The following is a 13640-nucleotide window of genomic DNA, read 5'->3' as shown; positions in this document are numbered from 1 at the left end:
GCTCGGCTCGGTGGAGGTGGTGCGGCCGGCGGCCATCGTGAACCTGCTGGGAGACCTGTGGCTGCAGAAGGGTGGGCCGCGCTTCGAGCAGGTGCTGGCGATGCCGGGTGTACGGCTGCACCTGTATGGCAAGCGCGATGCGCGCAAGGGCCGGAAGATGGGCCACCTGTCCGCGGTGGGCACGACTCCCGAGGATGCGCTGGCGAGGGTGAAGGCGGCCTCCCAGGCGCTGGGGATCTGACGCCGTGAAGACGAACGCCGCCCGTCTGCTGGACACGCTGGGCATCCAGTACGAGCTGCGCGAGTACGAGGTGGATCCGGAGGATCTCTCCGCGGAGACGGTCGCCGCGAAGGTGGGGCTGCCGGCGGAGCAGGTCTTCAAGACGCTGGTGGCGCGCGGGGACCGGACGGGCGTGCTGATGGCCGTGGTGCCGGGCGATGGGGAGCTGGACCTGAAGGCGCTGGCGAAGCTGAGCGGGGACCGGAAGGTGGACACGGTGCCGCTCAAGGAGCTGCAGCCGCTCACGGGCTTCATCCGCGGCGGGGTGACAGCCATCAGCGGCAAGAAGGAGTACCCCGTCTTCGTGGAGGAGACGGTGGAGCTCTTCGACGTGATCTCGGTGTCTGCCGGAGTGCGTGGGACGCAGATCCTCATCGCCCCGGCGGACTACCTGAAGGTAGTCAAAGGCAAGGTCGGCCCCATCTCCCGCGCCAAGAGCTGAGCTCTCAGGACTTCGTGCCGTTCGGCGTGAAGAACACCTTGCCCGCCGTCATGTCCGAGGCGGCGATGCGCAGCGCCTCACCCGCGGACTCCAGCGGCAGCTTCGCGCGGACGGGCGTCTCGAAGTCCTTTCCCACCAACATGGGCACGTCCACCAGCGCCCGGAGTTGATCCTTCCCGAAGCGTCCCTTGAAGAAGTCCGAGAGCCAGAAGCCCTCGAGCTTCTTGCCGTGGAAGATGAACTCCTGCGGGTGGATGCGGCACTCCTGCTCGGAGAGTCCCCCGTAGACGATGACCGTGCCCCCATCCACCAGCGCCCGGGCGAGGTGGCCCGTCATCGGCCCCGCCACCGCATCGAAGGCCAGCGACACCCCCAGCTCCTGGCAGCGGAGCCGCAGCCGCTCTTCGAACTCGGGCTCGCTGCTGTTCACCACGTGCTCGGCCCCGAGCTTGCGCAGCAGCTCCTCCTGCTCGGCCCGGCGCACCACGTTCACGATCGGGAGCTTCTCCTTCTGTGCCAGCTTCAGCAGCATTCGCCCCAGCGTGCTCGCCGCCGCGCTCTGCACCAGCGCCCGGTGCTTCCCCCGCCGCGCCTGATCCATCAGCGCCCACGCCGAGAACGGGTTCACGAAGAAGCTGGCGCCCTGCTCATCGTTGATGCGCGGCAGCAAGGGGATGCACTGCCCCATCGGAGCGACCACGTACTCGGCCCAGGTCCCGTTCATGGTCGGCAAGGGCACACATCCCACCCGCCGCCCCACCAGGAGCCGCCCCGCCAGGCTCCCCGCCGCCACCACCTTCCCGCTGCCCTCGAAGCCGGGCACCGCCGGCAGCGGCTTCTTCACGCCATAGAGTCCTCTGACGAACATCAGGTCCGAGGGGTTGATGGGGGCCGCGGCCACTCGCACCAGCACCTGGCCGGGGCCGGGCTTCGGTACGGGCAGCTCCGTCATCTGGAGTGACTCCGGACGACCGTCGTAGGCCGTGAGGCACAGCGCTCGCATCGTCTCGGGGAGGCCAGAGGTCGTCATCCACAGACCTTTTTATTCCTCCACGCGTTCCAACGGGAACCTTTCTCTCGCCCTCCGCGTCGGAGCCCCGATGTCTGCCACTGTGCTGCAACTCCACCACCGCGAAACCTTCGAGCGAAACGTCACCCTCGCGCTGGCTGCCGGAGCCGGCGCTGGCCTCCTGCACCTGGCCAGTCTCAAGGCCGGGCTGCCGGTGCCCCTGGCCTACCTCGCCATCGCCGGCACCCTGCTGGCCGTGGCCCGGGGGGACAAGTGGGACCGGCTCCTGCTGTCGATCTTGGGAGTGCTGCTGCCCGCCCTGCCCTACGCCCTGGGCATGGCGCCTGCCTGGACTGCGGGGCTGAGCGCCGCGACGGCCGGAGCCCTGCTGGTGCGGGCCCACCTCAACGAGCGGGGCGCGGAGGGACAGGTGGGCGAGCGGCGCCCCACCCTCGTCAACTATGTGCTGGGCGCGGGCCTGTGTGCCGGGCTCACCCTGGGGGGCGTGGAGGTGGCGCGCATCCTCTTCGCACGGCTGGCGGATCTGGCCACCCCCGTGCTGCTGGGCGCGGGTGTGGCCGGTGCTGTCGTGGGCCTCTTCGTGGGCTTGAGCTCCGTGGCCGCGCACCTGGCACTCTCCTCGGATCCCGTGGAGGCCCGCTGCGAGGAGCTGCTGCCTCAGCTCTCGGGTGACTTCCACACCCTGGCCGAGCGCGCGCTGACGATCTACCGGCAGTGCGGCCAGTCCCTGGCGCAGCTCCCCCGCGAGCCTGCCCGTGAGGAGCTGGCTCGGACGCTGTCCAAGATGACGCGGGACGCCGTGGAGCTGGCCTCCGAGTGGGCCGGCGTGGAGGCCCAGCTCGAGGAGCGCGCCCAGACCGAGCTCCAGAAGGAGCGCGAGGAGCTGCTTCGCGCCGCGAAGGCGACCATCGATGAGATCGCCCGCCGGCAGCTCGAGTCCGCCGCGTCCTCCCTGGCCGAGGAGATCGAGCGGCTGGGAGAGCTCAAGCTGCGCCGGGAGCGCATCCTCGCGCGGCTGCGAGCGCAGGTGGCGCAGCTCGATCGGGCTCGCGTGGCGCTCTTGTCGCTGCGCAGCGGGCACGCGCAGCTGAAGGCCGCCGAGCTGTCGGCGCTGGCCCGTCGCTTCCGTGCACTCTCGACGTCCCAGCTCGAGGAGGGACAAATAATGGATGCGGTGGCGGCCCAGGCGACGCTCGCCCAGACCGAGGCACCGCCCGCTGCACCCGCTCCCGTGCCGGTGGCTGCCGAGAGCCTGTCTCCCATCGCTCCCGTCGCGGAGAGCACGGAGGCCGCTCCTCGGATCGCGCAAGAGCGAGTGTCCTGAGCTTCACCCTCCGAGAGTTCGAGCGTGCGCTTGTGACGCTCGTGCCACGGGTTTGTTGACTGGCGCTCACTCACCCGGTGTCGGGCGGTCAGAGGGATCCGTTACATCTTCCAGGCATGAGCCATCCCCTGACCCGCGGTGCCGTCGATCCGCCAGCCTGGCTCTGGGATGGTGACGAGCCTCGGATCACCTCCGTCTTCCAACCCATCGTGGATCTGAGGACCGGAGCGCCCATCGGGTACGAGGTGCTCTCACGTGGCGTGGGGCCTGTGCAGGCGCCGCACGTGCTCTTCAGCAGAGCCCGGGTGGAGGGCGTCTCCTGGGAGCTGGAGCGGGCATGCTGGACAGCGGCCGTCCGGCGCATCGCCCTGCTGCCGATCGAGCATCGGCGAGTCCCCTTCTTCCTCAACGTAGGGCCGGACGTGCTGAGCGATCCGCGCTTTCGGGACGGCTCCACCCTGGAGCTGCTCGCGCGGCATGGCGTGAGCCCTCGGCAGATCGTCCTGGAGATCACCGAGACGAGCGCCTTCGCGGACCTGGAGCAGCTCCAGCAGATCACGCGCCAGTGCATGGGCCAGGGCTTCGGGATCGCCCTGGATGACTTTGGCGCGGGGCACTCGGGGCTGGTGACGCTGGTGCACAGCGCGCCGCACTTCATCAAGCTGGATCAGGCGCTGGTGCGGGACATCCACCGGAGTGGGTACAAGCAGTTCCTGGTGAAGTCGCTGGCCGCCTTCGCCTCCAGCGTGGACTGCACCCTCATCGCCGAGGGCGTGGAGACCTGGGACGAGCTGAACGTGCTGCTGCGCCTGGGCCTCCGCCACGCACAGGGCTTCCTGGTGGCACGGCCCGCCAGCGATCCCCCCCACCCTTCCGAGGAGTTCGAGCTGCGCCGCCGCGAGGCCACCCGCGCGCTCCTCTTCCAGAAGGACGAGGAGGACGAGACGGTGGGTGGCATCGTCATCCAGCGTCTCTGGGTGGACTCGGGCATGGGGACCGAGGAGCTGAAGCGGCTCTTCCACCGCACCCCAGGGCTGGATCATGTCGTCATCGTCGAGGGAGAGAGGCCCCGGGCCCTGGTGACTCGGCAGAACTCCGAGCTGGCGTCGAATGAGCGGCCGCTCGTGGTGGAGGACACCCTGGCCATCACCGCGCTGGCCAGGGTGGCCATGGAGCGTGCACCGGAGGTGCTCTACGAGCCGGTGGTGGTGACGGACGCGCAAGGAAGGTTCCTGGGCACGGTGACGATGAAGCAGCTCATCGCCCGGGCCGCAGAGCTGGAGGTGCGCGCGGCCACGGGGGCCAACCCCCTGACGCACCTGCCGGGGAACGGAATGATCGAGCGGTGGATCCGCCAGGCGCTCCCAGGCGCGGAGTTCGCCGTCATCTATGGGGATCTGGACTGCTTCAACAGGTACAACGATCGCTACGGCTTCCCTCAGGGGGACAAGCTCCTTCGGCTCACTGCGCGCGTGCTCTCGGAGAGCCTGCACCTGCTGCCGTCCGGGAGCCACCTGGGCCACGCGGGTGGGGATGACTTCGTGCTCGTGTGCCCGGGGCATGTCGAGCCCGGGGCCTTGGAGGCCATCTGCCGCCGCTTCGACGAGGAGAAGCGCTCCTTGTTCGACGCGAGCGATCTGGAGCGCGGGTACTTCGAGGCCACGGATCGCAAGGGCCTGAGCGTGCAGGTACCCCCGGTGACGCTAAGCTTGGCGGTGCTGGACAGCCGGAAGATGGGCGGGAGCGTGCACCCGGCCTCTCTCTCCAGCCTGGCGGCCTCACTGAAGAAGAAGGTGAAGGAGCTGGCCGCCAACACACGCGCCAGTGCGTTCATGTTCGAGCGCCGCGCACAGTCGTAGCCTGGCTTGCGCGAGGCGCTCAGGTAGGCTGGCCACGCCATGCCGAGCCCCACCGAGCCTCCTGCACGCCCGCGGCGCTTCCACGATGAGCCGCTCGTCCTCATCCACCGCCACCTGAGGGAGGCACTCGGTGCCGGCAGGGCGTGCATCGAGGTGCCCGATCCGGACCTTGGCCGCGGCTGCTACCCGGGCGAGCGCGTGGGACCGGGTGGCGGCCTCGTGCATCGGCCGCTGCGCAGCTGGTGCGACCTGGCCGAGGGGCTCTCGTGCCGGCTCCTCACACCGCGCGGGGTGGACGAGACGCATGTGGCGCTCACCTTCGAACGGCTGGGTCCCGAGGCTCCCTGGCATGCCGGCGGCGAGGACGCCGCAGAGGCGACCCCGCAGCACGAGCGCTATGGCGCGGGCTCCGCGTTCTCCCGGCTGCGCAAGCTCGAGGACGCGGGCTTTCTCCTGCCCTGGCTTGAAGCGCTCGGGCGCGTCCCGCTTCCTGCCGGCGCGCGGGTGCTGGACCTGGGCGTCAACCGCGGGGATGAGCTGGCCGCCTTCGCCTGGCTCGAGGGCTCGCCGGACGTCACCTTCGTCGGCGTGGACCACAGCGCCAGCGCGCTCGCCGAGGCACGCTCGTGCTTCCCCGACGCTCACCACGACTTCGTCCTCGCCGACCTCAACTCCCTGCCGCCAGGGCTCGGGCGCTTCAGCCTCGTGGTGTCGGTGGGCACGCTGCAGAGCCCCGGCGTGGACGACCATGCACTGCTGCGCCGCCTCGTACAGGAGCACCTCGAGCCCCGGGCCGCGCTCGTGCTCGGCTTCCCCAACTCGCGCTTCCGCGACGGGGAGGTGATCTACGGCGCCCGGGTGCGCAACCTCCGCGAGCCGGACCTTTCCCTGCTGGTAAAGGACCTCTCCTTCTACCGCCGCTACCTGCACCAGCACGGCTTCCGCACCTTCCTCGGCGGAAAGTACGACCTGCTGCTCACTGCGGTACGCGGTGAGCCCTGAGCTCCAGGCCCCGCGGCCAGCCTGTCCCTGGGCTTGACGCGAGCGGCCTCCTCGTGGAACTCCAGGCAGGTCGCCATGCGAAGCTGGCACAAAGCCCTGGCTTGGAGCGCTGTGCTGGCGCTGCTCGGCGTCGTGCTGGTGAGGCTGTTCCCGGACAGCTACCAGCAGGACGGTGGGCAGCACTACGTGTTCGCTCGCTGGGCCTTCGACTACCCCTGGTTCTTCGTCAAGGCATGGGCCCGGCCCCTCTTCGAGCTCGTCTACGCCCCACCCGCGCAGCTCGGCTATTCCGTGGCCAAGCTCGTCACCGTCGCCCTGTGCCTTGCCACCGGCTGGCACACCTTCCGGCTCGCCGAGGAGCTGGGGCTCGCACGAGCTCACCTGGTCATCCCACTCCTCTGGTTCCAGCCCTCCTGGTTGCTGCTGTGCCATGAGCTGATGACCGAGCCGCTCTTCGCGCTCGTCTTCATCCTCGCCCTGCGACTCCACCTCTCCGGCCGCGTGAACGCCGGCATGTGGGTCGCCTCGCTCCTGATCCTGGCCCGGCCCGAGGGGTTCTTCCTTGGCATCCTCTGGGGCGTGTGGATCCTCCTCGACCGGCGCAATCCCCGGCCCCTCTGGAGGCGGCTGCCATCCACCCTGCGGCTCGCGGCTGGCTTCGCGCTCTGGTGGCTGGCCTCGGTGCTCCTCACAGGCAATCCCCTCTTCATCCTCCACGACTGGCCCAAGGACTGGAACGCGACGAACTCCGCCTACGGCACCGAGCCGATCTGGAGCTATGTCTTCCGCCTGCCGGAGATCGTCGGGCCGCTGCTCGCCCTCCCCCTCGTCGTGGGGTTGGGGGTGCTGCTCCTCCGCCGCCGGCTCGTCGAGGCCACCTCGGCCTTCCTCACGCTCTTCCTCCTTCATTCCGTGTTCCGCACCTTCGGCCTGTTCGGCGATGCGGGCTATCCGCGCTACCTCGTCTGTGTCTCCCCCGCCATGGCCCTCATCACCCTGGCCGGCTGGAATGCCCTCGCCGAGTGGCTGCCACGCAGGCGCCTCGTGAGTGCGCTGGGAGCGCTCGTGCTAGGAGCCTCGGCGCTGGCGGCGCTCCTCTACGTGGATGCCGCCGAGTGGTCACGCGACGCGTGGGCCATTGATGCCACCCTGGCCCGCTTCCGCGAGGCGCCCCGTCCGGTCCACCGGTTCCATGCCAGCCAGCGCTACATGTACGCGGCGCTCGACTACGATCCGAAGCAGGCTCCTCCCCTCACAGGAGACCGGGAGCACAACGTGCGGCTGCTCCGCGAGGCGCCCCCAGGCACGCTCATCTTCTGGGAGGACCAGCTGGGCCACGCCTGGCACCACCTGACCGCAGCGGACATCGAGGCGCTGGGCTACACCCTGCTCCGCTCCGACTCCTACGTCCTCCCGGGCAAGCTGCTCACCCGCTCCCCCGGCCCCTTCTTCGACTACGGCTACGGTCCATGGATGTGGTACGGCTGGAAGTGGCCCGGCTTCGGAGGGCCTCGCACGGTACGGCTGTCGCTGCTCTACAAGGAGCGCTGAGGCGCCTCGGTCGTCCTCGCCGGATTCGAGCATGGCCGTCTGTCAGCTCTCCTCTCGGCCGTTCGCGACACGCCGCGGCAGGACTTGCCTGCTCCGCAGGGCTGGGTGAAATCTGCCCCCGGCCGAGAATCGCCGCCGCAGGATGCAGAAAGTCCCCCTCACCGGATAACCTCCCGCCCCTCTCCACTCGGAAGAGGAACGCACGACATGATCAAGACTCGAATGGGTCGCACCTGGCAGGCCTCACTTCTCGCAGGCGCGCTGGCACTCACTGCTTGTACCGGGGACAAAGGCGACTCGGGCCCGGTTGGTGACACTGGCGTCATCGGCCCTATCGGCCCTATCGGCCCTCCAGGCGAGCAGGGCCCCGAGGGGAGCGGAAAGTGGCTCTCCTTCGCGGACGTAGGCTTCCCCCGCACCAACGCCGAGAAGCACCAGGTGCGCGCCTCGAACGAGGTCAACATCAACGGCACCAAGCACCCCATCAGCTTCACGACGATCCTGCGCGGCAAGCAGGATCCCGCCCGCCCCGAGCGCCAGTGCGATCTCACCAACAGCCCCTCCACCTGCCTGAACGTGCTGCTGTCCGCCAGTGGCCAGCCGCTGCGCGATGACGCGGGCGAGGTCGTCGTCACCAACGCCCACGACAACACCTCCTTCATCCAGGTCGGCGACAAGACCTTCATGTACAGCTCCACCGAATCGATGCCCTCGGGAATGTACGTGACGAACATCTCCCAGGCCGCGAACGGCACCCTCACGGCGACGGCGACGAAGGCCATCGACACCTCGCCCATTGACGGCTTCTGGTACTCGTGCGCCGGCATGAAGTCGCCCTGGAACACGCACCTGGCCTCCGAGGAGTTCCCGCCGGATGCCCGCTTCGTCCAGGAGCGCACGAGCTGGGCCGATCTCAAGGCGAAGGCCACCTCTCCCACCTTCCCCGAGTTCAAGCTCACCGCCCAGTACTTTGGCGTGAACCTCACGGATGCCAACGTGGACGGAGTCCCGGATGGGGACTACGCCGACTTCCTGGCGGCCTACTCGCCCTACTTCGCCGGCTACCCGGTGGAGATCACCCTCGACGCAAACGGCAACGCGACGCTCAAGAAGCACTACGCCGCCGGGCGCGGCTCGGTGGAAGTGCCGTACGTCATGCCGGACAACAAGACTGTCCTGCTCACCGATGACGGCGCGAACGTGGGCCTCTACATGTTCATCGCCGACACGGAGAAGGATCTGAGCGCCGGCACGCTGTACGCGATGCGCGCCTACCAGACGAGCCCTGTCGGCTCGCCGAACTTCACCGCCGACATCGAGTGGATCAGCCTCGGACACGCGACGAACGCGCAGGTCCGCGCTCTGATTCACCCGTCGGGCACCACCCCGCGCGTCACCTTCGCCGACATCTTCCTGACGGAGACCCCGAACCTGGACGGCACCTGCCCGACGGCGGAGTTCAAGGCGGTCCGCGGCGCGAACTCGGAGAAGCTCGAGTGCCTCCAGCTCAAGCCTGGCATGGAGCTGGCGGCCTCGCGGCTCGAGACGCGGCGCTATGCGGCCCTGCTCGGCGCCACCACCGAGCTGAACAAGGAAGAGGGCCTCACCTACGATCCCGACTCGCACACGGTCTACGTCGCCCTGACCGAGATCGCCAAGGGCATGGTCACCCAGCCGGGCGGGGCTGACCACATCAGCGTCGCGGCCAATGCCTGCGGCGGCGTCTTCGGCCTGAACGTCGGCTCCTTTACCAACGCCGCCGGCAACGTGGTGAGCCAGTATGCGCCCCTCAACTGGTACCCCGTCGTCATGGGCGTGCCGATCAGCTACGAGGCGGGCAGCCCCTACGTGGGCAATGGGTGCAGCGTCAACGGCCTTGCCGGCCCGGACAACGTGGCCTACCTGCCCGGCTACAACACGCTGATCATCGGCGAGGACACGGGCCTGCATCAGAACGACGCCATCTGGTCCTTCAACACCGTGACGAAGAAGCTCACGCGCATCATGACCACGCCCTACGGCGCCGAGACCACCTCTCCGTTCTGGTACCCGGACCTGGGCGGCCATGGCTACCTGCTGGGCGCCGTCCAGCACCCCTACGGCGAGACCGATGCGATCCGCATCTCGGATCCCGAGGCGACCGGCCGTGACAGCTGGGTGGGCGTCTTCGGGCCGTTCCCGCCGCTGAAGTAAACCCCAGGCCCGGGCTGTCCCTGTGATGGCCCGGGCGCTGGAGCTGAAGTCACCCCGATGCCGCGGAGGATCCTCCTCCGCGGCACCCGCAGGAGCCTCTCCACTGATGTCGCCGCGCGCCTCTCTGTTGCCGCTCTCGCTCCTCCTCGCGGCCTGTGCATGCCGCGGCACGGAGTCCAAGTCCCCCGATGCGGGAGCTCCGAGCCCCTCCCCTCAGGACGCGGGGCTCGCGCTGCTGAGCACGCGCGATGACGCGCTCTCGCACAACACGCCGTACATCCCTCCTCAGTGCTACACGAAGACGCGGGAGGACACGGGGCGCACGCACAACCCCTGCTTCGCGTGCCACCAGGGCTCCCGCCCGCCCAACTACGTCGACGACGCCGCGCTGCAGCTCGACTTCTCCTTCCCCTTGGTGGCACGGCGCAACCCTTGGACCAACCTCTTCGTGGACCGGCGCCAGGCTGTCGCGGCCGTCCCAGATGAGGAGATCCTCACCTACGTCCGCCAGAGCAACTACCTGGACCCGGAGGGCTCGCTGATCCTCGCGAGGGCGCTCCAGCAGCCCCCCAAGGAGTGGGACACGGATCACAACGGCCGCTGGGAGGGGTGGATCCCGGATCTCGCCTTCTCCTTCGACACTCGCGGCTTCGACCGTCGGCCGGACGGGAGCCACACCGGCTGGCGCGCGTTCGCGTACTACCCCTTCCCTGGGACGTTCTGGCCCACCAACGGCTCCTTTGGTGACGTGCTGATCCGCCTCCCCGAGCCGTTCCGGCAGGACGAGGGTGGCAAGCCGGATCTCGACGTATACGCGCTCAACCTCGCCATCCTGGAGGCCCTGGTGACGCGCCGGGATGTCTCCATCGCTCCGGTGAAGGAGAACCGGCTGGGTGTCGATCTGGACGGCGATGGCCGGCTTGGTACGGCGCGGCAGGTGCGGTTCACGTGGGCCCCCCCTCAGCGCACCATGAGCTGGGTGGGCCGCGCACGCGCGCTGCAGCAGCAGGGCGAGCTCCACCTCGCGGCCGGCCTCTTCCCGGAGGGGACTGAGTTCGCGCATACCGTGCGCTACCTCGACGTGGTGGACGGCAAGCCCCGAATGGCAGCGCGGATGAAGGAGCTGCGCTACATGATCAAGAAGGGCTGGCTCCCCTATGGCGCGCTCATGCAGACGGCGAGCCGCGAGGCGTTCGAGGCGGTGCAGAGCCCCGACAGGACCCGCAGCATCGGCGGGAGCACCGAGCAGGGCATCGGCAACGGAGGCGGCTGGCGCCTCCAGGGCTTCATCGAGGACAGCCGTGGCCAGCTCCGCCCGCAGAGCCGCGAGGAGCACGCGTTCTGCATCGGCTGCCACTCGGGCATCGGCGCGACGGACGACAGCGTCTTCTCCTTTGGCCGCAAGCTCCCCACCTCGGAGTTCCAGGCAGGATGGTTCCACTGGTCCCAGCGAGGCCTGGAGGGAGTACGCGAGCCCGTGCGCGCGGACGGCCGAGGCGAGTACGCGTACTACCTGGAGCACAACGGCGCCGGGGATGAGCTGCGCGCGAACAAGGAGGTGCTGGAGCGCTTCTTCACCCCCGAGGGCACGCTCCGCCCTGAGGCCACGCAGGCCCTTCGCACCAACATCTCCACCTTGCTCCTGCCGAGCCCCGCACGCGCCCTACAGCTGGACAAGGCGTACCGGCTGATCGTCCGCGAGCAGAGCTTCACGCGCGGACGAGACGCCACCCTGGAGCCGGCCATCAACGTCCACCGAGAGTTTCCCGTCGGCGATCCGGCGGTCGAGACGGGAGTAGAGGATCCACTCCCTGGGCCTCATGAGGGCACCGTCACGCGGTACCCAGGTGGCCCTGCGACGGGGCGGACCGCCACGAAGCCGGTGAGCGCAAAGCCCGCCCCCTGATCCGTCGCCTGCGGGAGTACAGGCGCGGAGACTGCCCAGCTGGGCCAGACCCGCCCAGAAAGCGTTAGCGAGAGGGCACCTCCCGTCGGGGGCCTCGCCGAACCTGTCTGCTTGTATGACAGGTTTGCGCGAGGCGCCGCCAGAAGGGCGCTCATGCCGGAGGAGACCTCGCCGAACCTGTCTGCTTGTATGACAGGTTTGCGCAACGTGCCGCCGGGAGGGCGCCCACACCGGAGGGGCCTCGATGAACCTGTCCGCTTGTATGACAGGTTTGCGCCAAGTGCCGCCGGCAGGGGGCCCAGACCGGAGGGGCCTCGATGAACCTGTCCGCTTGTATGACAGGTTTGCCCAAGGTGCCGCCGGGAGGGGGCCCCCACCCAGTCTGCGCCTGCGCTCTCCCAGCCGCACGTCGCTCGGGGGTCAGGGGACGATCTGGATGCCCGAGACGCCCTCGAACTCGACGGTGCTGCCCTTCGTGATTCCCACCGACTGGCTCCAGCCGCCGGGCACCTCGAGCACGAACTGGCTGGGTGCTCCCACCGAGCGCGCCGCGAGCGAGCGCGGCTGAGCCCGCTCGACGATCCCCACCACCTGCTTCTGCGAGTTGATGAAGATCATGTCCAGCGAGATGAGCGTGTTGCGCATCCAGAAGCTCTGCAGCTCCTCCTCCGGAAAGAGGAAGAGCATGCCCTTGCCGGCAGCCAGCTCCGTGCGCCACATCATCCCGCGGCTGCGGCTCTCAGGGGTGGCGGCCACCTCCACCTCCACCCGGTGCACTCCTCCGAAGGCGTCCTGCAGGCGCACGAAGGCTGGCGGCAGCGGTGGCATCACATAGTCCTTCGCAGTCACGTCAGTCTGGGGAGCCGAGCCCGGCGGCGGCTTGCCCTGGGCCTCGGGCGCCTGGCAGGCCAGCATCAGCAGCAGGACGGCACCCACCGCATTCATAGGAGCGCGGCTCATGCTCAGGAGCTCACCGGCTTCTTCAGGAGCTTCTCGGTCAGATCCTGCCCCAGGCTGTCCGCCATGAGCTTCTCCACGACGCCCTCGAACTCCGCTCGCTGGGCGTCATTGCTGTAGATGAAGCGGATGCCCATGCCGGGCTCCTCCCCGTCCCCTTGGGACCAGACCACCTCACCCAGCAGCTCGAAGGGCTCCGCACGGTGCGGCACGGTGAGCTTGAAGAGGAAGCGCGTGCCGATGGACAGCGGCTTCTTCGTCTTGATGAAGGTGCCGCCCTTGGAGATGTTCTTCGTGTAGTCGGCGAAGAAGGAGTTGAGCTTCTTGTAGTCGACCTTCAGCTCAATGGGCGCGCGCGTGTGCTGGCGGTGCTCGGGGCCTGTCTTCTGTTCGGGCATGCTGGCGGGGAGTATAGGGGAGCCTATGCAGCAAGTCCTGTTGTCCCGTGCCTCCACCCTGTTGCGTCGTCCCGCCATCCTGGCCGTGGTGGGTCTGCTGGCGCTCGGCGGGGCGGCCCTCGTCTTCCTGCCGCTCTTCGGGCTGCCGGGCTTCGAGCTGGGACTGGCCCTCTCCATCGCCGTGGGCCTTCTGGGAGCTGGGGTAGGCATTGGCGCCGCCGCCCAGGAGCGCCGCATCCTCAAGGGAGAAGAGCCTCGCCTGAAGGGGCTCTCCCGGCCAGAGCGCCCAGGCCAGGCCGTGGCGCTGGCGCTGGGCACCGCGCTGCTGCTGAACGGGGCCGCGCTCGTGCTCCCCTTCCTCAGTTCCACCCTCTTCGCACTCTTCTCGACGGAGTGTGATCCGTTCGAGCTGGTGGGCTTCTACCCGCTGCTCACCCTCCCCTCCGCGGTGCTCGCCTCGACGGCAGGAGTCCTCTGCGGCTTCTGGGCCCGGCGGCCTCTCGGGGCGGTGCTCGCCTACACCGGGCTGGTGCTCCTCTCTGCCGTCCACACGGCCTGGCCCCTCATCACCGGGCCCCAGGTGTACGCCTTCAACCACTTTCTCGGACATCTCCCAGGCCCGCTCTACGACGAGGCGCTGGCGGTGACGCCGAGGCTGGGGTGGTTCCGGCTGGAGACGCTGCTGCTGGCCGGGGGGC

General features: G+C 69.0%; 10 protein-coding genes and 2 pseudogenes. 9 read left to right on the top strand and 3 right to left on the bottom strand.

Translation table 11 applies throughout. The features are described from left to right. Both VD972_RS33715 and ybaK read left to right on the top strand, forming a co-directional pair. Positions 1 to 241 (top strand): annotated as a pseudogene (locus tag VD972_RS33715) (5-(carboxyamino)imidazole ribonucleotide synthase); the annotation flags it as partial. Positions 242 to 245: 4 nt separating this feature from the next. Next, positions 246 to 722, top strand: a complete 477-nt coding sequence (gene ybaK, locus VD972_RS33710; protein ID WP_324992907.1) for a Cys-tRNA(Pro) deacylase — start codon at positions 246 to 248, stop codon at positions 720 to 722. A gap of 4 nt (positions 723 to 726) precedes the next feature. On the opposite strand, the gene VD972_RS33705 is transcribed toward ybaK, so the two are convergent. After that, entirely contained in the window at positions 727 to 1752 is a 1026-nt protein-coding gene (locus VD972_RS33705; RefSeq protein WP_324992906.1) for a zinc-binding dehydrogenase, read from the bottom strand. A 70-nt stretch (positions 1753 to 1822) separates the two neighbouring features. Here VD972_RS33705 and VD972_RS33700 point away from each other — a divergent pair, with 70 nt between their 5' ends. From VD972_RS33700 to VD972_RS33675, 6 genes are all read left to right on the top strand, one after another. Further along, positions 1823 to 3076, top strand: a complete 1254-nt coding sequence (locus VD972_RS33700; protein WP_324992905.1) for a hypothetical protein — start codon at positions 1823 to 1825, stop codon at positions 3074 to 3076. Between the two features lie 116 nt (positions 3077 to 3192). Further along, a complete protein-coding gene (locus tag VD972_RS33695) occupies positions 3193 to 4935 on the top strand; it encodes a bifunctional diguanylate cyclase/phosphodiesterase (RefSeq protein ID WP_324992904.1) in 1743 nt (580 codons plus the stop codon). Between the two features lie 39 nt (positions 4936 to 4974). Continuing rightward, positions 4975 to 5937, top strand: a complete 963-nt coding sequence (locus VD972_RS33690) for a class I SAM-dependent methyltransferase (RefSeq protein ID WP_324992903.1) — start codon at positions 4975 to 4977, stop codon at positions 5935 to 5937. Positions 5938 to 6012: 75 nt separating this feature from the next. Next, complete coding sequence (locus tag VD972_RS33685) at positions 6013 to 7488, top strand: hypothetical protein (RefSeq protein ID WP_324992902.1); 1476 nt, start codon at positions 6013 to 6015, stop codon at positions 7486 to 7488. Between the two features lie 207 nt (positions 7489 to 7695). After that, positions 7696 to 9681, top strand: coding sequence for an alkaline phosphatase PhoX (locus VD972_RS33680; protein WP_324992901.1), 1986 nt, complete (start codon positions 7696 to 7698; stop codon positions 9679 to 9681). Between the two features lie 106 nt (positions 9682 to 9787). After that, positions 9788 to 11587 carry a hypothetical protein gene (locus VD972_RS33675; RefSeq protein WP_324992900.1) on the top strand — a complete coding sequence of 600 codons (1800 nt, stop codon included), beginning with the start codon at positions 9788 to 9790 and terminating at the stop codon, positions 11585 to 11587. Between the two features lie 420 nt (positions 11588 to 12007). On the opposite strand, the gene VD972_RS33670 is transcribed toward VD972_RS33675, so the two are convergent. Together VD972_RS33670 and VD972_RS33665 are read right to left on the bottom strand one after the other, a co-directional pair. Next, positions 12008 to 12547 carry a DUF192 domain-containing protein gene (locus tag VD972_RS33670; protein WP_324992899.1) on the bottom strand — a complete coding sequence of 180 codons (540 nt, stop codon included), beginning with the start codon at positions 12545 to 12547 and terminating at the stop codon, positions 12008 to 12010. Positions 12548 to 12549: 2 nt separating this feature from the next. Continuing rightward, complete coding sequence (locus VD972_RS33665; RefSeq protein WP_324992898.1) at positions 12550 to 12942, bottom strand: TIGR02266 family protein; 393 nt, start codon at positions 12940 to 12942, stop codon at positions 12550 to 12552. Positions 12943 to 12967: 25 nt separating this feature from the next. On the opposite strand from VD972_RS33665, the pseudogene VD972_RS33660 reads away from it, so the two are divergent. After that, a pseudogene (locus VD972_RS33660) lies at positions 12968 to 13640 on the top strand (hypothetical protein); the annotation flags it as partial.

This window comes from Hyalangium sp., assembly GCF_035629615.1.
Lineage (GTDB): Bacteria > Myxococcota > Myxococcia > Myxococcales > Myxococcaceae > Hyalangium.
Note: the sequence above shows the minus strand (reverse complement) of the source record. Positions and strands in the feature narration are given on the sequence as shown.

What these genes read in the sequence shown, in the direction of transcription:
- VD972_RS33705 (WP_324992906.1), bottom strand. Translation starts at nt 1,752, where the DNA reads ATGACGACCTCTGGCCTCCCCGAGACGATGCGAGCGCTGTGCCTCACG.
- VD972_RS33700 (WP_324992905.1), top strand. Translation starts at nt 1,823, where the DNA reads ATGTCTGCCACTGTGCTGCAACTCCACCACCGCGAAACCTTCGAGCGA.
- VD972_RS33695 (WP_324992904.1), top strand. Translation starts at nt 3,193, where the DNA reads ATGAGCCATCCCCTGACCCGCGGTGCCGTCGATCCGCCAGCCTGGCTC.
- VD972_RS33690 (WP_324992903.1), top strand. Translation starts at nt 4,975, where the DNA reads ATGCCGAGCCCCACCGAGCCTCCTGCACGCCCGCGGCGCTTCCACGAT.
- VD972_RS33685 (WP_324992902.1), top strand. Translation starts at nt 6,013, where the DNA reads ATGCGAAGCTGGCACAAAGCCCTGGCTTGGAGCGCTGTGCTGGCGCTG.
- VD972_RS33680 (WP_324992901.1), top strand. Translation starts at nt 7,696, where the DNA reads ATGATCAAGACTCGAATGGGTCGCACCTGGCAGGCCTCACTTCTCGCA.
- VD972_RS33675 (WP_324992900.1), top strand. Translation starts at nt 9,788, where the DNA reads ATGTCGCCGCGCGCCTCTCTGTTGCCGCTCTCGCTCCTCCTCGCGGCC.
- VD972_RS33670 (WP_324992899.1), bottom strand. Translation starts at nt 12,547, where the DNA reads ATGAGCCGCGCTCCTATGAATGCGGTGGGTGCCGTCCTGCTGCTGATG.
- VD972_RS33665 (WP_324992898.1), bottom strand. Translation starts at nt 12,942, where the DNA reads ATGCCCGAACAGAAGACAGGCCCCGAGCACCGCCAGCACACGCGCGCG.